The following is a 21,629-nucleotide window of genomic DNA, read 5'->3' on the forward strand; positions in this document are numbered from 1 at the left end:
CGTATTGAGGGGAATACCGGCAGGCATTTGGGCACAGCCCAACGGTAAAAACCAGCGCCACCGAGCCGTTCCGGTGATACCTGGCGAACACCATCGCAACCCGGTAAACCGCCTCAGGAAAGCCACCCGCTGCACAGAAAAATCCCGCCCGGCCTTCTATGCTCGGTGGCGCCGCCCATCAGGTAACGAACCATGTCCAGCAAGACGGAAATCATCCAGCAGTTCATCGCCTCCGGCGCAGCCGACTTCGCCGACGCCAACAGCTCCAACAGCTACTACTGCAGCCACCACCCCAGCATCACCCCGCTGGTGAAGAAGCCGCCGAAGGAGCTCGATGACGCCACCCTGCAGGCCTTCTATTACTACCTGCTGCTCAATGGCGGCACACCACCGACCACCAGCGAACTCCAGCTCGGCCTGCTCGCCCGTGCCGCAGAGGATGCCGCCAAGGTGCTGGCCGAACACGGTTACCCGCGCTGCCGCCTCAACCGCTGGGAAATGGTCCTGCTGTTCGACGGCGAGATGACCCTCGACGCCCATGCCCGCCGCCTCGCGCTACTGGCCCAGGTCGGTCGCTTCGCCCACCAGCCCGGCATGTTGGCGAAGAAGCAGAAGCTCAAGGCCGAGTTCGGTGGCGACGCCTGGCTGCACGGCGAGATCGCCCGCGTGCTGCGCACGGTTCCCTTCGCCCGCCTGACCTTCAACCGCACCAACTTCGACCTCAGCCTGCCCCTGGTCGGCATGCTCTTCATCTACCTGCTCGGCGCCGACGAAACCGACCAGCACGAGCTGTTCGCCTGGCTCAAGCACGCCACCGACGCCATGCACGACATCCCCAACTACAAGACCCGCGACCAGCTCGTGCGCAGCCTTGCCTGGGTGCTGTTCCGCTTCGCCGAAGCCGCCGACGCCAAGGTGCTGGAACAGGCCATGCTGGCCGAATACGGCGAAACCTGGTGCCGCGAATACCAGTAGTGGCGGAAAAACCACCAGCCGCCTGAACCTCCCAGGCGGCAGGCTCCACAGCCATCCATCCAAAACTTATCCACAGCTTGCCCCACAGAAATTGTGGGCAGTGTTTTGGTAGCCCGGGCTTCAGCCCAGGAAATCCAGGCCACCCTCGTGACACACGGCCCACCGTCCCAGCGGGATTGGTTTATCCTGCCCGCCCCTTTTCACCACCGGTTCCAACCGACATGGACGTTTCCCGCACGCGCATGCTCGCCCTGCGCAGCCTCGCCTTCATCATCGACAAGGCACTGATCATCAGCCTGGTCGCCCTTCTCTACGAACAGACGCGCCACGTACTGGCGATCGTGCTGCCGGTGCTCCTGTACTTCCCGCTGTGCGAGTGGCTGCTGCGTGGCTTCACCCCGGGAAAATGGATCTGCCGGATCAGGGTCATCGCGCCCAACGGCGAGCCGCCGCAACTAATGCAGGTGCTGGTCCGCAGCGCCTTCCGCCTGGTGGAAACCAACCCCTTCATCCTCGGCTCGCTGCCCGCCGCCATCGCCGTCATCTGGTCCAGCAATGCCCAGCGCCTGGGCGATATCTGGGCCTACACCTTCGTCATCCCCACCCGCGACCTGGCCGCGCTGCGCCAGCGCATGGCCGAGATGGAAGCCCCCGCCGCAACGACTGCGACGGAATGACGTGAAGGAAGTGTCATGACCTCACTACAGGGCTTCACTCCGGAAACCCGCGCCCAACTGGTCGCGCTCAAAGGCGTGGGCCCGACCGTGGTCGGCCGCCTGGAACAGATCGGCTTCCACACCCTGGAGCAACTGGCCCTCTGCGAAGCCTCCGACCTCACCCTGCAGATTTCCCGGATGATGAGCTCCACCTGCTGGCACAACAGCCCCCAGGCGCGGGCAGCCATCCAGGCCATCATCGACTTCGCCCGGCAGCCCCGCCCAGACCTGACGAAAATTCGAGCGACCACGCAAAACCACCGCCCCGCCTGCTTCGCAGCGATCCACCCAGAAGATATCCACAGGCTGTTCCACAGAAACTGTGGGCAGTGGCAGGTTCCTCAGCCCTCCTGCAACACTCGCATCGCTGCGGCGGCGAGGAAGCCCGAGCGGCTTTTCTGTTCCGGGTGAGTGCGCACGTATTCGTCGATGCGATTGAGCAGGTAACCGGGCAGCGTAATGTTGAGTTTCTCGGCCTTGCCCATGTAGCGGGCCACATCGATATCCACCAACGCCCACGTGCACCCGGCGTAGCGAGGGTCTTCTGCATGGAAGGTCAACTTGCGCGCCACAGGAATTGGCGCGCCATCCTCCGCCAGTAGCTCCAGATGCCCCTCGATAGCCTCTCGTGCCATGGCCATCGCCTCGTCCAGGTCGTCACCTGCCGAGAAGCAGCCGGGCAAGTCCGGTACTTCGACACCCCAGGCGTGCGCGTCATCGCCGGGCAGAATTGCAATCGGGTAAAGCATCGTTTGGCCTCTTCGACAGGGAGTAGGCGAGTTCACTTGAGCCCCGCCTGCTTGAGGATGCTTGCCGCCGTGGCAGCAAGCAGGTCCTTCTTCGGATGGGGGATGGTCACGAGTCCTGGCTTGCTCGGGTGTTTGAAGTGGTGATGGCTACCTCTGGTCCTTACCAGAAACCAACCATCGGCCTCGATCAGCTCAATGAGTTGTCGGCTGTTCACATCCAGTCCTTGGCAGGCTGGTGGTTATAGTAACCACCAAATAAAGAAACACAATTCTCTGCTATTGGGCACTGCCGAGCGAGTCAGCCGTCTCAGCGTCACGAGCAAACTTGCCGAGGAAATTTCCCAAACCCGCTGCAACCCCTTGTCCGCCTCCAGCCCACTCCCTAAGTTCGCCCGGTCGCAGTCAATCCGCGACCAGGTTTAGCGACCTGAAGCAAACGGCGCGATGCCGCCTACGGGGCTTGCGGGAAACGGCGTACGTTTCCAGCGGGAACCGGCTCGCATGCAGTTTTCAAGACTGCATCATCTAATGGCGGATCGCGTGGGGAGACCTTCGTGGTCTGCCGGCTCCGTTTGCCCGGTTCGCTAACCCCGCGCGATCCGCCACCCTTTGTTTAGCGACGAGGGGTGGCGGACCTACCAGCAAACGGAGTAACGCCATGCACGACGCATACACCCCCATCTTTTTCTACCGCCACAACCGCCCGTTGCGCGGCGTGATGATCGACGACCAGCCCTGGTTCTGCGCCTACGATTTCGCCCGCCTGCTGGGACTGCACCACCCCCAGGCGCTGCACCGGCGCCTGCGCCCCTACCAGATCCGAAGCGCCCGTTTCGCCTATGCCACCGGCAGCGAGGAAGAGGTCCATCTCGTCAGTGAAGGCGGCCTTTACCAGGCCATGATCCGCTTCGGCCACCCCGAGTTGCAGCACCTGGAAGAGTGGCTCGCCCGCGACGTGGTCCCCACCCTGCGCGACCAGTACACAGGCTGCCGCCACAAGCCGCGGCGCGTGATGCTGGACTGGCAATCCCGCCGGCTGGTGCTGCTGGATTGGCAAGGTGAGCTGTGGATGCAGTGGGACAAGGTGCCGCGTTACCGAGGCCTCTGAGGGCCCCCGTAGGATGGCGTAGAGCGCAGCGAAACCCATCAACCCCGGGCACGGTGCCGGTGACCGATGGGCGAAGCCTCAATCCGCCGCGGCGATCACCTTGCGCACGCGGGTATCGGCGGGGCTGACGGGGTTGCCGGCGGCGTCGCACACCTGCAGCCGCGCCAGGGGCTGGTCGGCGGTGTCGAGCAGTTCGGAATGCACTTCGTCGGGGGCGAAGCAGTGCGCCTCGCCCCACTGGCGCAGGCTGACGACCAGGGTGAACAGGTCATGGCCCCGGGGCGTGAGCGCATAGGCCTGGTAGGCACTGCCGTCGGCAGCGGGCTCAACGTGAAGGACACCCTCGGCCACCAGCTTGCGCAGGCGGTCGCTGAGGATGTTCTTGGCCACGCCGAGGCTTTTCTGCAGTTCGCCGAAACGCTGCAGGCCGTCGAACAGGTCGCGCACGATCATCAGTGACCAGCGGTCCCCGATCACGTCCAGCGCCCGGGCCACCGGGCAGTGCTCCTCGGCTTGCGGGTCTTTCATGCACCACCTCCATTTCGCGAAAGTGGTTGCAGTTTAAAACCTGCCTCGATAGCCTTCAAATGGTTTCATTTTGAAACCACAATGAGGACTTTCGGCATGCCCACTCTTTCCCCGATGCCGCCGGCACTGGTCTGGCTGCTGGCCGTGGCCTGCGGCCTGAGCGTCGCCAACGTCTATTACGCCCACCCGCTGCTGGATGCGATCGCCGCTGACCTGGGCATCGGGCGTGCAGCTGTCGGTGGGGTGATCACCCTCACCCAGGTGGGCAGCGCCCTGGCCCTGCTGTTGCTGGTGCCCCTGGGGGACCTGCTGGAGCGGCGCCGATTGATGGCGGGGCAACTACTCCTGCTGGTGGGCTCGTTGCTGCTGATCGCCTTCGCCCACCAGCCGGCCCTGGTGCTGCTGGGCATGCTCGGTCTGGGCCTGCTGGGCACCGCGATGACCCAGGGCCTGCTGGCCTTCGCCGCCAGCTTGGCCAGTGACGGGGAGCGCGGCCGGGTGGTAGGTGCCGCCCAGGGCGGCGTGGTGGTGGGCCTGTTGCTGGCCCGCAGCCTGGCGGGGCTGATGGCCGACCTGGGCGGTTGGCGCGCGGTCTACCTGCTCTCGGCCGGGTTGATGACGGCGCTGCTGCCCCTGCTCTGGTGTCGCCTGCCGGAGGCCCGGGCCCACTCGCGGATGCGCTACCCGGCGTTGCTCGGCTCGATGTTCGCCCTGCTGCGCGAGGACCGCGTGCTGCAGGTGCGCGGTGTGCTCGCGCTGCTGCTGTTCTGCGTGTTCAACCTGTTCTGGGCGGCACTGGTGATGCCCCTCAGCGAACCGCCCCTGGCGCTGAGCCACAGCGCCATCGGTGCCTTCGGCCTGGTCGGTGCGGCCGGAGCCTTGGCGGCGACACGGGCCGGCACCTGGGCCGACCGGGGCCAGGCGCAGAAGGCCAGTGGCCTGGCGTTGCTGGTGATGGCCCTGGCCTGGTTGCCGCTGGCCTTCACCGGGCAATCGCTGTGGGCGCTGCTGCTGGGCATCCTCCTGCTGGACGCCGCCGGCCAGGCCCTGCACGTGCTCAACCAGAGCCTGGTGCTGAGCAGCGGCAACCCCGCCCACAGCCGGTTGATCAGCCTCTACATGCTGTTCTACGCCGCCGGCAGCGCCCTGGGCGCCTTCGCCGCCACCCAGCTCTATGCCTGGACCGGCTGGGCCGCCGTGTGCCTGCTCGGCGCGGCCCTCAGCCTGCTGGCGCTGGCCTTCTGGTGGGTGACCCTGCCGGGCCGCGAAGGCATCCGACACCATGGCTTGGGCAGGCAAAGCGGCATCAGGTAAACTGCCGCATCTTTTAAAACCCATAACGATTAGCCTGATGCCCACGACGTTCCATGAGATCCCCCGCGAGCGCCCGCTCACGCCCCTGCTCGACCGCGCGGCGACGCCGGACGAGCTGCGCCGGCTGGGTGAAGCGGAGCTGGAAACCCTGGCCGACGAACTGCGCCAGTACCTGCTCTATACCGTTGGCCAGACCGGCGGGCACTTCGGCGCCGGGCTGGGTGTGGTCGAGCTGACCATCGCCCTGCACTACGTCTTCGATACGCCCGACGACCGACTGGTGTGGGACGTGGGCCACCAGGCCTACCCGCACAAGATCCTCACCGGGCGCCGCGAGCAGATGGGCAGCCTGCGCCAGAAGGACGGCGTCGCCGCCTTCCCCCGCCGCGCCGAGAGCGAGTACGACACCTTCGGCGTCGGCCACTCCAGCACCTCCATCAGCGCTGCACTGGGCATGGCCATCGCCGCCCGCATGCAGGGCTCGGAGCGCAAGTCCATCGCCGTGATCGGCGACGGCGCGCTCACCGCCGGCATGGCCTTCGAGGCGCTGAACCATGCCTCGGACGTGCAGGCCGACATGCTGGTGATCCTCAACGACAACGACATGTCGATCTCGCGCAACGTCGGTGGCCTGTCCAACTACCTGGCCAAGATCCTCTCCAGCCGCACCTACGCGAGCATGCGCGAAGGCAGCAAGAAGGTGCTCTCGCGCCTGCCCGGCGCCTGGGAAATCGCCCGTCGCACCGAGGAATACGCCAAGGGCATGCTGGTTCCCGGCACCCTGTTCGAGGAGCTGGGCTGGAACTACATCGGCCCCATCGACGGCCACGACCTGCCGACCATGGTCGCCACCCTGCGCAACATGCGTGACCTCAAGGGCCCGCAGTTCCTCCACGTGGTGACCAAGAAGGGCAAGGGTTTCGCCCCGGCGGAAGTCGACCCCATCGGCTACCACGCCATCACCAAGCTGGAGCCGATCAACGCCCCGGCAGCGCCGAAGAAGGCGTCCGGGCCCAAGTACTCCAGCGTCTTCGGCCAGTGGCTGTGCGACATGGCGTCGCAGGACCCGCGCCTGGTGGGCATCACCCCGGCGATGAAGGAAGGCTCGGACCTGGTGGCCTTCAGCGAGCGCTTCCCCGATCGCTACTTCGATGTCGCCATCGCCGAACAGCACGCCGTGACCCTGGCGGCCGGCATGGCCTGCGACGGCGCCAAGCCGGTGGTGGCGATCTACTCCACCTTCCTCCAGCGCGGCTATGACCAGTTGATCCACGACGTCGCGGTGCAGAATCTCGACGTGCTGTTCGCCATCGACCGCGCCGGCCTGGTGGGCGAAGACGGCCCCACCCATGCGGGCAGCTTCGACCTCTCCTACCTGCGCTGCATCCCCGGCATGCTGGTGATGACCCCGAGCGACGAAAACGAACTGCGCCTGCTGCTGACCACCGGCCACCTGTTCCCCGGCCCGGCGGCGGTGCGCTACCCGCGCGGCAGCGGCCCCAACGCCAGCATCGACAAGGAGCTGGTGCCGGTGGAGATCGGCAAGGCCGTGGTTCGCCGCCAAGGCACCCGCGTGGCCATCCTCGCCTTCGGCGTGCAACTGGCCGAGGCCCTGCAGGTGGGTGAAGCACTGGACGCCACCGTGGTCGACATGCGCTTCGTCAAGCCGCTGGACGAAGCCCTGGTGCGCGAACTGGCCCGCAGCCACCAACTGCTGGTGACGGTCGAGGAAAACAGCATCATGGGGGGCGCCGGCGCCGCCGTCAGCGAGTTCCTCGCCCGTGAAAACATCTTGCTGCCCGTGCTGCACCTGGGGCTGCCGGACTACTACGTCGAGCACGCCAAACCGGCACAGATGCTCGCCGAGTGCGGCCTGGACGCCAGCGGTATCGAAACCTCGATCCGTGAACGCCTGGCCTTGCTGGATCGTTCCGCCAGCTAGACTGCCGGAACTGTAGCCGCGCCCCAGGGCGCGGCGTTTGTTTGCCCGAGATACCAGGGCCAGGGGCCAGGCGCCACAGAGCGACCAGCCCAGCCCACCACGGGGAGCCCGCGACAGGCGGTTCCGGCTCCCGGCCTCACGTGCAGGATGTCGCCGAACGACCAGAGAGTCGTCGGCGCGGTGCGGGGCGGCACGTGGAAACGGTTCTCGTCGTACGACGTGTGTTGCGGAGGGGCTGCACCGTCAAGCACAGGCGATCACCGGATCGCGCAGTCGTTCTTGTCCCGCCCTTCTCGAAAGTCATGGATCTTTTGAGGAGTCATCGATTATGCGTTCCCGTCTGGCCCTGGCCATTGCCATGGCCCCCTGCCTCGCGGCAGCCGAAGAAGTCCCCCTGAACAGCCTCGACGCGCTGAAGAGCCCCTATGTGGTGGCCACTTCGGGCAACGCGCTGGAGCCCCGTTCCCAGGCCACAGCGGCCACCACCATCTTTACCCGCAAGGACATCTCCCGGCTCAAGGCCAAGAGCGTGCCGGACCTGCTGGCCCGGGTGCCGGGGATGTCGGTCGAGCAGAGCGGCGGGCGCGGCAGCTCGTCCAACCTCTACCTGCGCGGCGCCAGCGCCACCCAGACCCTGGTGCTGATCGACGGCATGCGCATCGGTACGCTGGTGGACGGCTTGCCGCGCCTGCAGTACCTGGGCATGGAGCAGATCGAGCGAGTCGAGGTTACCCGGGGTGGGCGCTCCAGCCTGTACGGCTCGGGCGCCATGGGCGGCGTCATCCAGATATTCACTCGCCGTGGCGAGGGCGCCGGCCTGGAGCCGCGCTTCGACTTCAGCCTCGGCGACAGCGACACCAACGAGAACAGCGTGGGGTTGTCGGGCGGCAACGAAAGCACCCGCTTCGACCTCAATGCCAGCCTCGAAGAGCTGCGCATGGACCGCACCGACGACATCGACGGCGCCAACACCGACGACGACGTCTACCGCAACCGCGGCCTGAGCATGAGCCTGGAGCACCGCATCACCGAGCAGTGGCGCACCGGCCTCAACGTGCTCGACCAGCGCGGCAAGAGCGACCAGGACGGCGACTCGGTGTTCTTCCCCAGCCAGCCCACCGACGAGTTCACCCTGAGCAGCACCTCGGCCTTCCTCGAGGCGGAACTCGACCCGCGCTGGACCAGCCGCCTGCAAGCCGGCCACGCCGAGGAAAAGAGCCACCTCGATACCGTCATGAACAGCCTCACCTTCATGGAGGAATACGCCACCTACCGCGATTCCCTGGAGTGGCAGAACACCTTCCGCCTGGACGAGCACCAGCAAGTGCTGCTGGGCGCCGAGTGGTACGAGGAACGCCTGCGCGCCAATGTGCCCTTCGAGGAAACCGAGCGGCGCAACCAGGCCTGGTTCGCCCAGCACCGCTTCCGCGCCGCCCCCTTCGGCACCGAGCTGGGCTGGCGCCACGACAAGAACGAGCAGTACGGCAGTGAGGACAGCCTCAACGCCGCCCTGGACTTCGACCTGCCGCTGAACACCCAGCTGGTGCTGAGCTACGCCGAAGGCTTCCGCGTGCCCACCTTCACCGAGCTCTATGTGCCGGACATGTTCTTCCCCAGCGGCAACCCCAAACTCGAACCCGAGCACTCGAAGACCTGGGAAGCCCAGCTGCGTGGCTCGCACTACGACACCGACTGGAACTTCGGCGTCTACCGCACCGACGCCAAGGACCTGATTGCCGAAGTGATCGAGTTCGACCCCTTCTACGTCCAGACCTGGCGCAATGTCGACAAGGCCCGCATCAATGGCCTGGACCTCAGCGCCTCGCGGGACTTCATGGGCTGGACCACCCGCCTCAACCTCGGCCTGGTGGACCCGCGTGACCGCGACACCGGCCACACCCTGCCCGGCCGCTCGCGGCGCAACCTGGCCCTGGACGTGGACAAGCAGTTCGGCGACTACAGCTTCGGCTTCAGCTGGCTGGGGGTCTCCAGCCGCTACGTGGACGCCGAGAACACCGCGAAGACGCCCGGCTACGGGCGCATCGACATCCGCGCCGGCTGGGGCTTCCTCAAGGGCCTGAAGGTGGAAACGCGGGTGGAGAACATCGCCAACAAGCAGTACTCGCAGAAGTACTACGGCACCAGTTCCAGCTTCTCCTCATCACCCTTCGGTGACGGCGTTCCTTACAAGGACAACGACGTGAACATCCCTGACCCGACCATCGAGGAAGACACCGGCTTCCAGGAAGAGGGCCGCAAGGTGGTGATGACCCTCAAGTGGTCGCCGCAGTTCTAGCTACAGCGGAGCCGTGACCCATGCATCCGCCCCGATCTTGGGGCGGCTCAATGGGCGGCGGCGAGGCGTTCGCAGAGTTTGCGGGTGGCGTCGAGCATCTGGAAGCTGGGGCGCTCGAGGCCACGGTCGGGCACCGGCCATACCTGCTTGGCAGCGACCGCAGGGAGCTGCGGCCAGGCCTGCCAGGCGGCGGCCTGGGCGGGTTCGCTGACGAGGATGACCCGGGGCTGGCGCTGCAGGATCGATTCGATACTGACCTGGGGCGCCGGCAGGCGCTGGTCGGCGAAGACGTTCTCGGCCCCGCACACGCGCAGGGCGTCGCTGACGATCTGCTGCCCGCCCAGGGTGTAGAGCGGCTTGTCCCACACCTGGTAGAACACCGCCAGCGGCACCTCGCGGTGGTATTTCCCACGCAGCTCGGCGAGCCCCGCAGCGAAGCGCTGGCTCAGGGCACGGCCCTGTTCGGCGCGCCCCACGCGCTGGCCCACTTCGGCGAATACCCCGGCCAGGTCATCCAGTTGCCGGGGCTCCACCAGCAACTGCTCGATGGGGGTGCGCCTGAGCTGTTCACGCCCGGCAGCGCCCACGCTGTCGGGCCACAGCAGCACCAGGTCGGGTTTCAGCGCCAGCAGGCTCTCTATTTCCAGCTGGCCGTAGCGGCCGACACTGGGCAGTGCCGACAGAGCGGCCGGGCGCTCGCCGCCGTCGAGCACGCCCACCAGCAGGTCGGCGGCATCGAGATCGAGCATGAGTTCGGTAAGGGAAGGGGCGAGGCTGACCACGCGCAGCTGCGCCATGACGGGCAGCGCCAGGCACAGCAGCAATGCGCCCAGCAGGCTGCGCATCAGCCCAGTTGGCGCGGGATGCGGTAGAGGCTGAAGATCACCACGCTGCCCAGGGCCAGCAGCACCAGGGCCACGGCGTTGAGGCCGGAGAACACCGCCACGGCGCCGATCCAGGCCGGCAGGCCGGCACCGAGGAAGGCCACGCGGCGGGCGCGGGCCAGGGCGATCCAGGCGGCGGGTTCCTCTTCGCTGTCGAGGGCTTCCTCGGTGGCGATCAGGGCGCGCTTGTAGCCACGGAACAGCGGCAGGCTGATGAACATGGAGATCAGCGCCGCCAGGAACAGCGGCATCTCCAGGGCGGCGAACACCGGTTCGCCGGAGCCGAACAGCAGGTTGAGCACGAACAGCGGGGCCAGGGCGATGGCGAGGTAGGCCCACCATTCAAGGCCCAGCTTGCGGCGCACCTGGTTGCGGGTCATAGCTCGACTTCACCCTGGTGCAGGCTGCCGAGCATGTGGCCGAGCTTGCCAGCCTTGGTCGCCAGGTACTTCTTGTTGTGCGGGTTGAGGCCGGTCTGTAGCGGTACGCGTTCGGCGACGCGGATGCCGAAGCCTTCGAGGGCCTTCACCTTGCGCGGGTTGTTGGTCATCAGCTTGATGCCGGAGATGCCCAGGTGATCGAGCATCGGCAGGCAGATGGCGTAGTCGCGCTGATCGGCGCCGAAGCCCAGGCGCTCGTTGGCCTCGACCGTGTCGGCACCGCCGTCCTGCAGCTCATAGGCGCGGATCTTGTTCAGCAGGCCGATGCCACGGCCTTCCTGGCGCAGGTACAGCAGCACGCCACGGCCTTCCTCGGCGATGGCGCGCAGGGCGGCCTCGAGCTGGAAGCCACAGTCGCAGCGCAGGCTGAACAGGGCGTCGCCGGTCAGGCATTCGGAATGCAGGCGGCCGAGCACCGGGGCACCATCGGCGAATTCGCCCATGGTCAGGGCGACGTGCTCCTTGCCGCTGGCCTGGTCGAGGAAGCCATGCATGGTGAAGAGGCCGAAGGGCGTGGGCAGTTGGGAGGCGGCGACGAAGACGACGGACACCACGGATCTCCTGGGATTTCGAAAGGCCGGCATTGTATCAGCAGCATTAACCGGCCGGTCAGACTGAATAGTTGGGGATAAGGATCGAAACGCTTGGACGATCGAGCCTCAGATTTTCGACTCCAGCAGCAACACGCCCTGGTCCTCGCGCCAGCGCACGCGGTTGAGGAAGCTCATGCCCAGCAGCACGTCGACCGGGGCATCGCCCTCGACCACCGCGCCTTCGACGCCGAGCACTTCCAGCGGGCCGACCTTGACCCGATCGAAGACCACCCGCCAGGCACGCACGGTGCCGGAGGCGGTGCTGGCGGTCATCGGCTTGCCGGTCACCCGGTAGTCGATGCCGAGGATGCGCGCCTGGTTCTCGCTCATGGCGACGGTGGAGGCACCGGTGTCGACCATGAACTGCACCGGGTGGCCCTCGATAGCGCCGGCCACCATGAAGTGGCCGTTGTTGCCACGGGCGATGCTCATCTGGGTCTTCTGCGGGGCGCTGGCGCCGGCCTGGTTGTATTCGCGGGAGAGTTCGTAGGTGCGCTCGATACCGCCTATGCGCAGCACCGCGCCACGGCTGCTGGCACTGACCACCTCGACGCCGCCGGGGCCGGTCTGGCCGACCTTCACCAGCTTGCGCTGGCCGTCGACGCTGAGCACCGCGGCATTGGGGAACAGGCCGACCACCTGCACCTGGGGTTCGGCATGGAGGGCACCACAGCAGGCCAGCAGCAGGCTGGCGCAGAACAGTTCAAGGCGACGCATGGTGGCTCTCCGGTTCCGGGTCGAAGGGATAGGGCTGCTTCCAGTGGGCGAAGACCGGGCGCAGCTCGCCATTTTCCACCAGGCGCGCCATGCGTTCGTCGAACAGCTCCGCGAATTCGCGTCCGCGTGCCGTGTCACCGAAGGCGACATAGAGCTTGAGCTGGGTCAGGTAGGTGATGCGGTATTTTTCCGGGCTGGGGCTCTGCCGCAGGACGTCGTCGACCTCGGTGCGGGCGTCGATGTAGTAGTCGGCATGGTCGAGGTCGAGCATCGAGAGGATGCCGCCGCGCCGCTCGATCTCCTGGAAATGCGCCAGGTTCGGCAGGTAGCGCTCGTAGCCATAGCCGCGCATCCACACCAGGCGGTATTCACCGACATTGGCCAGGGTCGGCACCGGTGCACCCGTCAGGGCCAGGGCGCTGATGCGGTCGGCGTCGTAGTTCCAGTGGGGGTAGATGGCCCAGGGCACTTCGTCACGGTAGGAACCGACCCAGGCGTCGGCCTCGCCGCGCTTCACCAGGCCGATGGAGCGGGTGTAGGGCACCGAGCGCGTGCGCAGGTGCACGCCGACCGGTTCGAAGACCTTGCGCAGGATGTCCCAGCCGAGGCCGCTGCCGTCGGCGGCGGTGTGCTCGGCCCAGGTTTCGGCGGCGATCACGACTTCCGTCGCGCTCGCGCCGGGCGTGTCGCCCGGGGAGGCGTCCGTTGCCAGCGCCCAGGGCGCCAGCACCGTTGCCAGTAGTCCGACCAACCAGCCGCGCATCATCACTCCCCTTCCGCTCCCTGCCGAGTCCAGGTCTGGCGGGCTAGCCCACGCCCCAGACGATCAGTTGCATCGCCAGCCAGGCGAAGACGCCGGCTAACACATCGTCGAGCATGATGCCGACGCCGCCGTGGACGTGCCGGTCGATCCAGCGGATCGGCCAGGGCTTGAGGATGTCCATGAACCGGAATACCAGGAAGCCTAGCAGCAGCCACTGCCAACCTTCGGGCACCAGCCAGAGGGTGATCCACATGCCGACCATTTCGTCCCAGACGATGCCTTCGTGGTCATGCACGCGCAGGTCGTCGGCGACCTTGCCGCACAGCCAGAAGCCGAACAGCATGGTCAGCCCGAGCATCAGCCAGTAGCCCCAGTCGGGCAGCATCTGCCAGAGCGGGATGAACGGCAGCGCCACCAGCGAACCCCAGGTGCCGGGGGCCTTGGGCAGGGTCCCGGAGCCGAAGCCGAAGGCGAGGAAATGCCAGGGGTTGCGCCAGACCGAGGGCGGGGCCGGTGGCACCGGCTCTTGCTGCGGATGATCAGTCACCTTGACTCCCGAAATGTTGAAAGCCCCGTGCCGGCGGCTGGATATCTCCGCCATCGGCGTCGAGCAGGTGCACGCCCTGGCCCGCCTCGACGCGGCCGATCACGGCCACCTCGGGCCAGGCGGCCTGCAGGGCGGCCAGGTGCTGCGGCGGCAGGGTGAAGGCCAGGCGGTAGTCGTCGCCGCCGGCCAGTGCATGGTTCAGGGCCGGCTCGCGCGGGTAGAGCGCGCGCAGGCCGGCAGACAGCGGCAGGCGCTCGCGCTCCACCATCAGTGCGACAGCGGAGGCGGCGGCGATGTGCCCGCAATCGGCGAGCAGGCCATCGGAAATATCCAGCGCCGCGCTGGCCTTGCCGCGCAGGGCGATGCCGAGGCCGAGCTGGGGCGGCGGCGACCAGTAGTGGGCGAGCAGCGCGCGGGCTTCATGGCTGTCGTCATCCCGCTCGCCGAGCACCAAGGGCAAGGCGCCGGCACCGTCACCCAGGCTGCCGCCGACGCAGAGCAGGTCGCCCGGGCGGGCACCGGCGCGGGTCAGGGCCTGGCCGGCAGGCACGCGGCCGAACACGGTGACGGTCATGCTCAGCGGGCCACGGGTGGTGTCGCCGCCGATCAGGGCGATGGCGCAGTCGCGGGCCATGGCGTCGAGGCCACGGGCGAGCCCCTGCAGCCAATCCGCATCGGCGGCCGGCAGGGTCAGGGCGAGGGTGAAGCCGACGGGCGTGGCGCCCATGGCGGCCAGGTCGCTGACGGAAACCGCCAGGGCACGCTGGCCGAGCAGGAAGGGGTCGCAGTCCAGGGGGAAATGCACCCCGGCGACCAGGGTATCGGTGGAGACCGCCAGCTGTTCACCGGCGGGGAGTTGCAGCAGGGCGCAGTCGTCGCCGATACCCAGCGCGATGCCCTCGCCAGCCGCTGCACAGGCAGCGGCGACGAAGTAACGGCGGATCAGCTCGAACTCACCCATTCCTCGGTCAGCGCTTGGCGCCACGGACCTCGGCGGCACGCAGCAGCGGTGCCAGCTTGTCCAGCACGCCGTTGACGAACTTGTGCCCGTCGGTAGCGCCGAAGACCTTGGCCAGCTCGATGCCTTCGTTGATCACCACACGGTAGGGCACATCAACGCGGTTGCGCAGCTCGTAGGTGGAGAGACGCAGCACCGCGAGCTCGACCGGGTCGACTTCCGCCAGGGGCCGATCCAGGCAAGGCGTGAAGGCCTCGTCGATCTCGGTCACCTGGCGCGGTACGCCGTGGAGGATCTCGTGGAAGTAGGCACCGTCGACCGCCGAGAAATCGTTGTCGACGCGGAACTGCGCCTCGATTTCATTGAGCGTCTGGCGGGCGATATGCCACTGGTACAGGGCCTGGACGGCCAGGCTGCGAGCCTGGCGGCGCGCAGCGGTCTTGCCCTTGGCTACGGGCTTGTTGGCTTCGTCCGGGTTGTCGATGTCGCTGTTGAAACTCACTTGGCCTCCAAGGCCGCCAGCAGGCTGACCATTTCGAGGGCGGACAGGGCAGCTTCGGCGCCCTTGTTGCCGGCCTTGGTGCCGGAGCGTTCGATGGCCTGCTCGATGGAGTCGACCGTCAGCACGCCGAAGGCAACCGGTACGCCGAACTCCATGGACACCTGGGCCAGGCCCTTGGTGCACTCACCGGCGACGTATTCGAAGTGCGGGGTGCCGCCACGGATCACGGCGCCGAGGGCGATGATCGCTGCGTACTCGCCGCGCTGGGCGACTTTCTGCGCCACCAGCGGGATTTCGAAAGCACCCGGGGCACGGATGATGGTGATGTCGCTTTCATTCACGCCGTGGCGTACCAGGGCGTCTACGGCGCCGCTCACCAGGCTTTCTACGACGAAGCTGTTGAAGCGGCCGACCACCAGGGCGAAGCGGCCTTTGGGGGCGATGAAGGTACCTTCGATGGTCTTCAGGGTCATGGCGGGTTCTCGTTCATTAAAGAGCGAGGGCGCGTTCACGGCATGTGGCGCGCCCTACGGGTCATTCAGCGGGCAGGTATTCTACAACTTCCAGGTCGAAACCGGATATCGCATTGAACTTCATCGGCGAACTCATGAGGCGCATCTTGCGCACACCGAGATCGCGAAGAATCTGCGAGCCGGCCCCGACGGTGCTGTAGGTGGCGGGGTTGGTGACCTTGGCATCGCTGCCCAGCTGGCGCTCCAGGTGCGCCAGCAGTTGCGGGCCGGTCAGCGGGTTGCCCAGCAGCAGCACGACGCCGCTGCCGGCCTTGGCCACTTCCTTCATCGCCGCGCGCAGGCTCCAGCGACCTTCCTGGTTGACCATGAACAGGTCGCGCAGGGGGTCCATGTTGTGCACGCGCACCAGGGTCGCCTCTTCCGGGCTGATGGTGCCCAGGGTCAGCGCCATGTGCACGTCGCCCTCGACGGCGTCGCGGTAGGTGACCAGGTTGAACTGGCCCAGCTCGCTGTCCAGCGGCTGTTCGGCGATGCGCTCGACGGTACGCTCGTGGATCAGGCGGTAGTGGATGAGGTCGGCAATGGTGCCGATCTTGATCCCGTGCTCGGCGGCGAAGGCCTCCAGCTCGGGGCGACGGGACATGGTGCCGTCGTCGTTCATCACTTCGCAGATCACCCCGGACGGCTCGAAGCCGGCCATGCGCGCCAGGTCGCAGGCCGCTTCGGTGTGGCCAGCGCGGGCCAGCACGCCGCCGGGCTGGGCCATCAGCGGGAAGATGTGGCCGGGGCTGACGATGTCGTCGGCCTTGGCGCCCTTGGCGGCTGCAGCCTGCACGGTGCGCGCACGGTCGGCGGCGGAGATGCCGGTGGTGACGCCTTCGGCGGCCTCGATGGAAACGGTGAACTTGGTGCCGAAACCGGAGCCGTTGCGCGGGGCCATCAGCGGCAGCTTGAGGGTCTCGCAGCGCTCGCGGGTCATGGGCATGCAGATCAGGCCACGGGCGAAGCGCGCCATGAAGTTGATGTGCTCGGCCTGCACGCACTCGGAGGCCATGATCAGGTCGCCTTCGTTCTCGCGGTCTTCGTCATCCATGAGGATGACCATCTTGCCCTGGCGGATGTCTTCGATCAGTTCGTCAACGCTATTGAGAGCCATGGGCCCTCCTTTTGAATTCAGTGTTTGAGGTAGCCGTGTTCGGCGAGGAAGCTTTCGGTCAGGCCGGAGGCAGCGGGCTCGGCGGCCTTGTCGCCCAGCAGCAGGCGCTCCAGGTAACGCGCCAGCAGGTCGACCTCGAGGTTGACCTGCCTGCCCGGCCGGTAGTCGGCCATGATGGTTTCATCCAGGGTGTGCGGGACGATGGTCAGCTCGAATTCGGCGCCATTGACCGCGTTCACCGTCAGGCTCGTGCCGTCGACGGTGATCGACCCCTTCAGGGCTATGTACTTCGCCAGTTCACGCGGTGCGCGGATCCTGAATTGCACGGCACGGGCATTGTCTTCCCGCGCCACTATCTCGCCCACGCCATCGACATGACCGCTGACCAGGTGCCCGCCGAGGCGGCTGGTGGGGGTCAGGGCCTTTTCCAGGTTGACCTTGCTGCCGGTCTTCAGGTCGATGAAGGCGGTACGGGCCAGGGTTTCGCGGCTGACGTCGGCCCAGAAGCCGTCGCCGGGCAGTTCCACCGCGGTGAGGCAGACGCCATTGACGGCGATGCTGTCGCCGAGCTTCACGTCGCCCAGGTCGAGCTTGCCGGTGGCCACGTAGACGCGCACGTCACCGCCCTTGGGGGTGATCGCACGGATGCTGCCGATCGCTTCGATTATGCCGGTGAACATGGAACCTCCACTGCAACAGGATGGCCGGGGCGCAAGGCCCGGGAGCGCATTATAGGCACCCGGGATGCGCTCGCGGTCATCCACGCAGACGATGCTGCGAGAGCCGGGAGAAAGGTATGGGACATCGTTGAACTCCTGTTTATGAAAAAACAGGGCACGTTGGATCGAAAGGGACTTCGCAGGCGCGCAGAAACACGCCCAGGCAGGCAATCCCGTTCTCTCTTCATCCGGACTATGACCGTCGGCCCCGGAATCACACCGGGTCTGCTGACCTTGCGACTAAGCAAGCGCTCGCGGGCTATGCGCAATGCGCAATTACCGCCGGTGGGGACTTTCACCCCGCCCTGAGAACGATTCGGCTACTTGCGTAGCCGAGGCGGTTTTTTAACACAAGGAGGGGAAAGGGGAAAGCTGCAAGCTGCAAGCTGCAAGCTGCAAGTGTGCCGGCTTCTAGCTTCTAGCTTCTAGCTTCTAGCTTCTAGCTTGAGGCTTGAAGCTTGAAGCTTGAAGCTTGAAGCTTGAGGCTTGCCGCTGCCTTCACAAAGGCACCGCAATAATCCGCCAGTCATCACCGACCGAACGCATCTCGACGATCTTCAGCTGCGGCGCCTCGGCCATCCGTGCCAGGGGCCAGTCCAGCAGCGGGCGGGCGCTGGAGCCGAGGATGCGCCCGGCCATGAAGATCTGGTACTCGTCCACCAGCCCGGCGCGGGCGAAGGCGCCGGCCAGGCGGGGGCCGGCTTCCACCAGCACTTCATTGGCGCCGCGCGAGGCCAGCTCGGCCAGCAGGCGCTTGAGGTCGACGTGGCCGTTGCTGCCCGGCACCGCCAGCAGCTCGTGGCCATCGTCCTGGAAGCGGTCGCGCGCGGCAGCGGCGGCGCAGGTGGCCACCAGCGCCGGCCCGGCCTGGAAGAAGGGGGCGGACAGCGGCACGCGCAGGCGGCCATCCACCAGCACGCGCACCGGCGGGCGATCCAGCGCCAGGGCGGTGAGCTCGGCATTCAGGCCCAGTTCGTCCGGGCGCACGGTGAGGCGCGCGTCATCGGCGAGCACGGTGTCGGCCCCGGTCAGTACCACGCTGGCGCGGGCACGCAGGCGCTGCACGGCGGCGCGGGCATCGGGCCCGGTGATCCACTGGCTTTCGCCACTGGCCATGGCGGTGCGGCCGTCCAGGCTCATCGCCAGCTTGACGCGAACGAAAGGCAGGCCCTGCTCCATGCGCTTGATGAAGCCGGCATTCAGCGCACGCGCCTCGGCTTCCAGCACACCGCTCTGCACGGCAATGCCGGCCTGCATCAGGCGCAGCAGGCCACGGCCGGAAACTTCGGGGTTGGGGTCCTGCATCGCCGCCACCACACGCGCCACGCCGGCATTGACCAGGGCATCGGCGCAGGGCGGCGTGCGGCCATGGTGGCTGCAGGGTTCGAGGGTGACGTAGGCGGTGGCGCCACGGGCCTTGTCGCCGGCCTGGCGCAGGGCGTGGACCTCGGCATGGGGCTCGCCGGCACGGGCATGCCAGCCTTCGCCGACGATGCGCCCGTCCTGGACGATCACACAGCCGACGCGGGGGTTCGGATGGGTGGAATACAGGCCCTTGCGGGCCAGCTCGAGTGCGCGGGCCATGAAGGCCTGATCGTTCTGGGTCATGCCTTAGTCTTTCGAGGGCTCACGGGCCAGGCGCTCGATTTCCTCGCGGAACTCGTTGAGGTCCTGGAATCGGCGGTAGACCGAAGCGAAACGGATATAGGCGACTTCGTCGAGCTTCTGCAGCTCCAGCATCACCAGTTCGCCGAGTACGCGGGACTTCACCTCGCGCTCGCCGGTGGCGCGCAGCTTGTGCTTGATATGGGCGATGGCCTCTTCGAGGCGCTCGATGCTCACCGGGCGCTTCTCCAGCGCGCGCTGCATGCCGGCGCGGAGCTTTTCCTCGTCGAAGGGCTGGCGGCTGCCGTCCTGCTTGATCAGCCGGGGCATGACCAGTTCGGCGGTCTCGAAGGTGGTGAAGCGTTCCTCGCACGCCAGGCATTCGCGGCGACGGCGGACCTGATCGCCTTCGGCGACCAGTCGCGAATCGATCACCTTGGTGTCATGGGCGCCACAGAAGGGACAGTGCATGGTGGGCGACAACTGCGGAAAAAGAAGGCCACATGGTAGCGCATCTCCCCCGCAAGACAAGCCGCGGGCTTTGCGTTATAAGGCCGCCCAGAGCCCTCCGCAACAAAGGCCAGGAGTCATCGATGCGTGCCCTTTCCGTTCTTTCCCTCGCCGCCCTGCTGGCCGCCTGCTCCAGCGAGCCGCCCGTCGCGCCCACGCCTGCCCCCAAGCCGGCCGCGCCCCGCGTGCAGGCCGAAGAACCCACGCCTGCCCACCTGCGCGAGCTCAGGGGCCAATTGCTCGGCGCCCCGGCCGGCAGCGAAGTGGAAATGGCCCTGCTGGTGATCGACGACCGTGACCGCCCGCAACAGCTGCTGGCCAGCCTGCGCCTCTCGGGCACCGGCCAGGCCCTGCCCTTCAAGCTGACCTTCAACCCCGAGGTGTTCCCCCAGGGCCGGCGCGTCGAGCTGCGCGCCCGGGTCAGCCAGTCCGGCCAGCTGGTGCAGCGCCTGGCACCGCGGCGCATCCTCCAGGCCGAGAGCCAGGCCCTCGGCCAGCTGCAGCTGGAACGCGCACCATGACGCCCCCCGAAGGCCTGCAGCGCGCCCTCGGCGACCTGCTCGGCGACGCCCGCCTCAGCGCCGAGACGCTGCCGGGCACCGACCTGCGCCTGTGGCTGATCGACGGCACCAACATGGACCGTGCCTTCAACCCCGAGGAAACCCGGCGCATCCTCGAAGAGCCGCCCTACTGGTGCTTCTGCTGGGCCAGCGGCCTGGCCCTGGCGCGCTGGTTCGCCGAGCGCCCCGACTGGGTGGCCGGCAAGCGCGTGCTGGACTTCGGCGCGGGCTCCGGCGTCGCCGCCATCGCCGCGGCCAAGGCCGGTGCGGCGGAAGTGGTGGCCTGCGACCTCGACCCACTGGCACTGGAATCCTGCCGCGCCAACGCCGCACTCAATGGCGTGGAGCTGGGCTACTCCGAAAACTTCTTCGCCGAAGAGGACCGCTTCGACCTGATCGTGGTCGCCGACGTGCTCTACGACCGCGCCAACCTGCCCCTGCTCGACCATTTCCTAAGCCGTGGCCGCGAAGCCCTGGTGGCCGACTCCCGCGTCCGCGACTTCGCCCACCCGCACTACAACCGCCTGGCCATGCTCGAAGCCTGCACCTGGCCGGACCTGGCCGAGCCCGAGGAATTCCGCCACGTGAGCCTGTATCACGCAGTGAGATAACGACGAGCCCCGGTAGGCGGCTGCAGGCGGCAGCCGTATCATTCGCCCATCCCTTGCGCACTCGAGAACCCCGATGAGCGACACGCCCTATATCTTCGATACCACCGCCGCCGACTTCGACCAGGCGGTGATCCAGAACTCCTTCCACAAGCCGGTCCTGGTGGACTTCTGGGCCGAGTGGTGCGCGCCGTGCAAGGCGCTGATGCCGCTGCTGGCGCAGATCGCCGAGTCGTACCGGGGCGAGCTGCTGCTGGCCAAGGTCAACTGCGACATCGAGCAGGACATCGTCATGCGCTTCGGCATCCGCAGCCTGCCCACGGTGGTGCTGTTCAAGGACGGCCAGCCGGTGGACGGTTTCGCTGGCGCGCAGCCGGAATCGCAGATCCGCGCCATGCTCGAACCCCATGTGCAGCAACCCGCACCGGCCGCTGCCGACCCGCTGGAAACCGCCCAGGCGCTGTTCACCGAAGGCCGTATCGGCGACGCCGAGGCCCTGCTCAAGCAGGTGCTGACCGAAGACAACAGCAACGCCGCCGCGCTGATCCTCTATGCGCGCTGCCTGGCCGAGCGCGGTGAGCTGGGCGAAGCCCAGGCGGTACTGGATGCGGTGAAGAGCGACGAGCACAAGCAGGCCCTGGCCGGTGCCCGCGCGCAGCTGACCTTCCTGCGCCAGGCCGCCGACCTGCCGGAAGCCGCCGACCTAAAATCGCGCCTGGCACAGAACGCCGAGGACGACGAGGCCAGCTACCAGCTGAGCATCCAGCAACTGGCCCGCCAGCAGTACGAGCCGGCACTGGACGGCCTGCTCAAGCTGTTCGTGCGCAACCGCAGCTACGCCGAAGGCATCGCCCACAAGACCCTGCTGCAGGTGTTCGACCTGCTGGGCAACGACCACCCGCTGGTCACCACCTACCGCCGCAAGCTGTACCAGGCGATCTACTGATCGTTCGACCGACGTAGGTT

The 21,629-nt window shown here is 67.1% G+C and carries 26 protein-coding genes and 1 riboswitch; of the genes, 10 read left to right on the top strand and 16 right to left on the bottom strand.

Features of this window, described 5'->3' with window-relative positions; genetic code table 11:
- Nucleotides 1-192 precede the first annotated feature (192 nt).
- The 3 genes from OEJ36_RS10940 to OEJ36_RS30450 all read left to right on the top strand — a co-directional run bounded on the left by OEJ36_RS10940 (nt 193) and on the right by OEJ36_RS30450 (nt 2,102).
- Nucleotides 193-975, top strand: coding sequence for a hypothetical protein (locus tag OEJ36_RS10940; protein WP_263401547.1), 783 nt, complete (start codon nt 193-195; stop codon nt 973-975).
- A gap of 221 nt (nt 976-1,196) precedes the next feature.
- The gene (locus OEJ36_RS10945) at nt 1,197-1,652 is read left to right on the top strand and encodes an RDD family protein (protein WP_263401548.1); all 456 of its coding nucleotides are present in this window, start codon (nt 1,197-1,199) and stop codon (nt 1,650-1,652) included.
- Between the two features lie 15 nt (nt 1,653-1,667).
- Nucleotides 1,668-2,102 carry a hypothetical protein gene (locus OEJ36_RS30450; protein ID WP_317891574.1) on the top strand — a complete coding sequence of 145 codons (435 nt, stop codon included), beginning with the start codon at nt 1,668-1,670 and terminating at the stop codon, nt 2,100-2,102.
- Here the strand turns inward: OEJ36_RS30450 and OEJ36_RS10955 are convergent.
- Nucleotides 2,033-2,440, bottom strand: a complete 408-nt coding sequence (locus OEJ36_RS10955) for a type II toxin-antitoxin system HicB family antitoxin (protein WP_263401549.1) — start codon at nt 2,438-2,440, stop codon at nt 2,033-2,035. The genes OEJ36_RS30450 and OEJ36_RS10955 overlap by 70 nt on opposite strands.
- 32 nt (nt 2,441-2,472) lie before the next feature.
- Entirely contained in the window at nt 2,473-2,655 is a 183-nt protein-coding gene (locus OEJ36_RS10960; protein ID WP_263401550.1) for a type II toxin-antitoxin system HicA family toxin, read from the bottom strand.
- 443 nt (nt 2,656-3,098) lie between these two features.
- Here OEJ36_RS10960 and OEJ36_RS10965 point away from each other — a divergent pair, with 443 nt between their 5' ends.
- The gene (locus tag OEJ36_RS10965; protein WP_263401551.1) at nt 3,099-3,548 is read left to right on the top strand and encodes a Bro-N domain-containing protein; all 450 of its coding nucleotides are present in this window, start codon (nt 3,099-3,101) and stop codon (nt 3,546-3,548) included.
- Nucleotides 3,549-3,626: 78 nt separating this feature from the next.
- Here OEJ36_RS10965 and OEJ36_RS10970 read toward each other — a convergent pair whose 3' ends face one another.
- Nucleotides 3,627-4,076, bottom strand: coding sequence for a winged helix-turn-helix transcriptional regulator (locus OEJ36_RS10970; RefSeq protein ID WP_263401552.1), 450 nt, complete (start codon nt 4,074-4,076; stop codon nt 3,627-3,629).
- 96 nt (nt 4,077-4,172) lie between these two features.
- Here OEJ36_RS10970 and OEJ36_RS10975 point away from each other — a divergent pair, with 96 nt between their 5' ends.
- From OEJ36_RS10975 to OEJ36_RS10985, 3 genes are all read left to right on the top strand, one after another.
- Nucleotides 4,173-5,390, top strand: coding sequence for an MFS transporter (locus OEJ36_RS10975; protein ID WP_263401553.1), 1,218 nt, complete (start codon nt 4,173-4,175; stop codon nt 5,388-5,390).
- Between the two features lie 37 nt (nt 5,391-5,427).
- Nucleotides 5,428-7,332, top strand: coding sequence for a 1-deoxy-D-xylulose-5-phosphate synthase (gene dxs / locus OEJ36_RS10980; RefSeq protein ID WP_263401554.1), 1,905 nt, complete (start codon nt 5,428-5,430; stop codon nt 7,330-7,332).
- A 328-nt stretch (nt 7,333-7,660) separates the two neighbouring features.
- Nucleotides 7,661-9,628, top strand: coding sequence for a TonB-dependent receptor plug domain-containing protein (locus tag OEJ36_RS10985; RefSeq protein ID WP_263401555.1), 1,968 nt, complete (start codon nt 7,661-7,663; stop codon nt 9,626-9,628).
- Between the two features lie 47 nt (nt 9,629-9,675).
- On the opposite strand, the gene OEJ36_RS10990 is transcribed toward OEJ36_RS10985, so the two are convergent.
- The 13 genes from OEJ36_RS10990 to nrdR all read right to left on the bottom strand — a co-directional run bounded on the left by OEJ36_RS10990 (nt 9,676) and on the right by nrdR (nt 19,456).
- On the bottom strand, nt 9,676-10,473 hold the full coding sequence (locus OEJ36_RS10990; RefSeq protein WP_411860992.1) for a helical backbone metal receptor: 798 nt from the start codon (nt 10,471-10,473) through the stop codon (nt 9,676-9,678).
- Nucleotides 10,473-10,892 carry an MFS transporter gene (locus tag OEJ36_RS10995; RefSeq protein ID WP_263401556.1) on the bottom strand — a complete coding sequence of 140 codons (420 nt, stop codon included), beginning with the start codon at nt 10,890-10,892 and terminating at the stop codon, nt 10,473-10,475. The genes OEJ36_RS10990 and OEJ36_RS10995 overlap by 1 nt, the downstream gene beginning before the upstream one ends.
- Nucleotides 10,889-11,503: a GTP cyclohydrolase II gene (gene ribA, locus OEJ36_RS11000; protein ID WP_021219661.1), complete on the bottom strand. Its 615-nt coding sequence runs from the start codon at nt 11,501-11,503 to the stop codon at nt 10,889-10,891. Before ribA ends, OEJ36_RS10995 begins: the two co-directional genes overlap by 4 nt.
- 108 nt (nt 11,504-11,611) lie before the next feature.
- Nucleotides 11,612-12,262, bottom strand: a complete 651-nt coding sequence (locus OEJ36_RS11005; RefSeq protein ID WP_263401557.1) for a TIGR02281 family clan AA aspartic protease — start codon at nt 12,260-12,262, stop codon at nt 11,612-11,614.
- Complete coding sequence (locus OEJ36_RS11010; protein WP_317891575.1) at nt 12,249-13,025, bottom strand: transporter substrate-binding domain-containing protein; 777 nt, start codon at nt 13,023-13,025, stop codon at nt 12,249-12,251. Before OEJ36_RS11010 ends, OEJ36_RS11005 begins: the two co-directional genes overlap by 14 nt.
- A gap of 43 nt (nt 13,026-13,068) precedes the next feature.
- Nucleotides 13,069-13,572 (bottom strand): phosphatidylglycerophosphatase A, encoded by a 504-nt coding sequence (locus tag OEJ36_RS11015; RefSeq protein WP_031287757.1) that lies wholly within the window; start codon nt 13,570-13,572, stop codon nt 13,069-13,071.
- Nucleotides 13,565-14,533, bottom strand: a complete 969-nt coding sequence (gene thiL, locus OEJ36_RS11020; protein WP_263401559.1) for a thiamine-phosphate kinase — start codon at nt 14,531-14,533, stop codon at nt 13,565-13,567. Before thiL ends, OEJ36_RS11015 begins: the two co-directional genes overlap by 8 nt.
- Nucleotides 14,534-14,540: 7 nt before the next feature.
- Complete coding sequence (gene nusB, locus OEJ36_RS11025) at nt 14,541-15,032, bottom strand: transcription antitermination factor NusB (protein ID WP_411860993.1); 492 nt, start codon at nt 15,030-15,032, stop codon at nt 14,541-14,543.
- Complete coding sequence (gene ribE / locus OEJ36_RS11030) at nt 15,029-15,505, bottom strand: 6,7-dimethyl-8-ribityllumazine synthase (RefSeq protein WP_111260678.1); 477 nt, start codon at nt 15,503-15,505, stop codon at nt 15,029-15,031. The genes nusB and ribE overlap by 4 nt, the downstream gene beginning before the upstream one ends.
- A 61-nt stretch (nt 15,506-15,566) precedes the next feature.
- The gene (gene ribBA, locus OEJ36_RS11035; RefSeq protein WP_021219654.1) at nt 15,567-16,661 is read right to left on the bottom strand and encodes a bifunctional 3,4-dihydroxy-2-butanone-4-phosphate synthase/GTP cyclohydrolase II; all 1,095 of its coding nucleotides are present in this window, start codon (nt 16,659-16,661) and stop codon (nt 15,567-15,569) included.
- 17 nt (nt 16,662-16,678) lie between these two features.
- Nucleotides 16,679-17,341 (bottom strand): riboflavin synthase, encoded by a 663-nt coding sequence (locus tag OEJ36_RS11040; protein ID WP_021219653.1) that lies wholly within the window; start codon nt 17,339-17,341, stop codon nt 16,679-16,681.
- A gap of 210 nt (nt 17,342-17,551) precedes the next feature.
- Nucleotides 17,552-17,697, bottom strand: a riboswitch (FMN riboswitch).
- Between the two features lie 181 nt (nt 17,698-17,878).
- A complete protein-coding gene (gene ribD, locus OEJ36_RS11045) occupies nt 17,879-18,988 on the bottom strand; it encodes a bifunctional diaminohydroxyphosphoribosylaminopyrimidine deaminase/5-amino-6-(5-phosphoribosylamino)uracil reductase RibD (RefSeq protein WP_263401560.1) in 1,110 nt (369 codons plus the stop codon).
- A 3-nt stretch (nt 18,989-18,991) separates the two neighbouring features.
- Complete coding sequence (nrdR, locus tag OEJ36_RS11050; protein ID WP_031287756.1) at nt 18,992-19,456, bottom strand: transcriptional regulator NrdR; 465 nt, start codon at nt 19,454-19,456, stop codon at nt 18,992-18,994.
- Between the two features lie 122 nt (nt 19,457-19,578).
- On the opposite strand from nrdR, the gene OEJ36_RS11055 reads away from it, so the two are divergent.
- The 3 genes from OEJ36_RS11055 (at nt 19,579) to trxA (ending at nt 21,609) form a co-directional block, all read left to right on the top strand.
- Nucleotides 19,579-20,016 (top strand): YbaY family lipoprotein, encoded by a 438-nt coding sequence (locus OEJ36_RS11055; RefSeq protein ID WP_263401561.1) that lies wholly within the window; start codon nt 19,579-19,581, stop codon nt 20,014-20,016.
- Nucleotides 20,013-20,666 (top strand): class I SAM-dependent methyltransferase, encoded by a 654-nt coding sequence (locus tag OEJ36_RS11060; RefSeq protein WP_263401562.1) that lies wholly within the window; start codon nt 20,013-20,015, stop codon nt 20,664-20,666. The genes OEJ36_RS11055 and OEJ36_RS11060 overlap by 4 nt, the downstream gene beginning before the upstream one ends.
- Before the next feature lie 73 nt (nt 20,667-20,739).
- Nucleotides 20,740-21,609, top strand: coding sequence for a thioredoxin (trxA, locus tag OEJ36_RS11065; protein WP_263401563.1), 870 nt, complete (start codon nt 20,740-20,742; stop codon nt 21,607-21,609).
- Nucleotides 21,610-21,629 lie beyond the last annotated feature (20 nt).

Source organism: Pseudomonas sp. PDM13, assembly GCF_025685765.1.
GTDB lineage: Bacteria > Pseudomonadota > Gammaproteobacteria > Pseudomonadales > Pseudomonadaceae > Metapseudomonas > Metapseudomonas solani.

What these genes read in the sequence shown, in the direction of transcription:
- OEJ36_RS10955 (WP_263401549.1), bottom strand. Translation starts at nt 2,440, where the DNA reads ATGCTTTACCCGATTGCAATTCTGCCCGGCGATGACGCGCACGCCTGG.
- OEJ36_RS10985 (WP_263401555.1), top strand. Translation starts at nt 7,661, where the DNA reads ATGCGTTCCCGTCTGGCCCTGGCCATTGCCATGGCCCCCTGCCTCGCG.
- OEJ36_RS11060 (WP_263401562.1), top strand. Translation starts at nt 20,013, where the DNA reads ATGACGCCCCCCGAAGGCCTGCAGCGCGCCCTCGGCGACCTGCTCGGC.
- OEJ36_RS10965 (WP_263401551.1), top strand. Translation starts at nt 3,099, where the DNA reads ATGCACGACGCATACACCCCCATCTTTTTCTACCGCCACAACCGCCCG.
- OEJ36_RS11055 (WP_263401561.1), top strand. Translation starts at nt 19,579, where the DNA reads ATGCGTGCCCTTTCCGTTCTTTCCCTCGCCGCCCTGCTGGCCGCCTGC.
- OEJ36_RS10975 (WP_263401553.1), top strand. Translation starts at nt 4,173, where the DNA reads ATGCCCACTCTTTCCCCGATGCCGCCGGCACTGGTCTGGCTGCTGGCC.
- ribD (WP_263401560.1), bottom strand. Translation starts at nt 18,988, where the DNA reads ATGACCCAGAACGATCAGGCCTTCATGGCCCGCGCACTCGAGCTGGCC.
- dxs (WP_263401554.1), top strand. Translation starts at nt 5,428, where the DNA reads ATGCCCACGACGTTCCATGAGATCCCCCGCGAGCGCCCGCTCACGCCC.
- OEJ36_RS10940 (WP_263401547.1), top strand. Translation starts at nt 193, where the DNA reads ATGTCCAGCAAGACGGAAATCATCCAGCAGTTCATCGCCTCCGGCGCA.
- ribBA (WP_021219654.1), bottom strand. Translation starts at nt 16,661, where the DNA reads ATGGCTCTCAATAGCGTTGACGAACTGATCGAAGACATCCGCCAGGGC.
- OEJ36_RS10945 (WP_263401548.1), top strand. Translation starts at nt 1,197, where the DNA reads ATGGACGTTTCCCGCACGCGCATGCTCGCCCTGCGCAGCCTCGCCTTC.
- OEJ36_RS11040 (WP_021219653.1), bottom strand. Translation starts at nt 17,341, where the DNA reads ATGTTCACCGGCATAATCGAAGCGATCGGCAGCATCCGTGCGATCACC.
- nrdR (WP_031287756.1), bottom strand. Translation starts at nt 19,456, where the DNA reads ATGCACTGTCCCTTCTGTGGCGCCCATGACACCAAGGTGATCGATTCG.
- OEJ36_RS10990 (WP_411860992.1), bottom strand. Translation starts at nt 10,473, where the DNA reads ATGCGCAGCCTGCTGGGCGCATTGCTGCTGTGCCTGGCGCTGCCCGTC.
- trxA (WP_263401563.1), top strand. Translation starts at nt 20,740, where the DNA reads ATGAGCGACACGCCCTATATCTTCGATACCACCGCCGCCGACTTCGAC.
- OEJ36_RS30450 (WP_317891574.1), top strand. Translation starts at nt 1,668, where the DNA reads ATGACCTCACTACAGGGCTTCACTCCGGAAACCCGCGCCCAACTGGTC.
- thiL (WP_263401559.1), bottom strand. Translation starts at nt 14,533, where the DNA reads ATGGGTGAGTTCGAGCTGATCCGCCGTTACTTCGTCGCCGCTGCCTGT.
- OEJ36_RS10970 (WP_263401552.1), bottom strand. Translation starts at nt 4,076, where the DNA reads ATGAAAGACCCGCAAGCCGAGGAGCACTGCCCGGTGGCCCGGGCGCTG.
- OEJ36_RS11010 (WP_317891575.1), bottom strand. Translation starts at nt 13,025, where the DNA reads ATGCGCGGCTGGTTGGTCGGACTACTGGCAACGGTGCTGGCGCCCTGG.
- OEJ36_RS11005 (WP_263401557.1), bottom strand. Translation starts at nt 12,262, where the DNA reads ATGCGTCGCCTTGAACTGTTCTGCGCCAGCCTGCTGCTGGCCTGCTGT.
- ribE (WP_111260678.1), bottom strand. Translation starts at nt 15,505, where the DNA reads ATGACCCTGAAGACCATCGAAGGTACCTTCATCGCCCCCAAAGGCCGC.
- OEJ36_RS10995 (WP_263401556.1), bottom strand. Translation starts at nt 10,892, where the DNA reads ATGACCCGCAACCAGGTGCGCCGCAAGCTGGGCCTTGAATGGTGGGCC.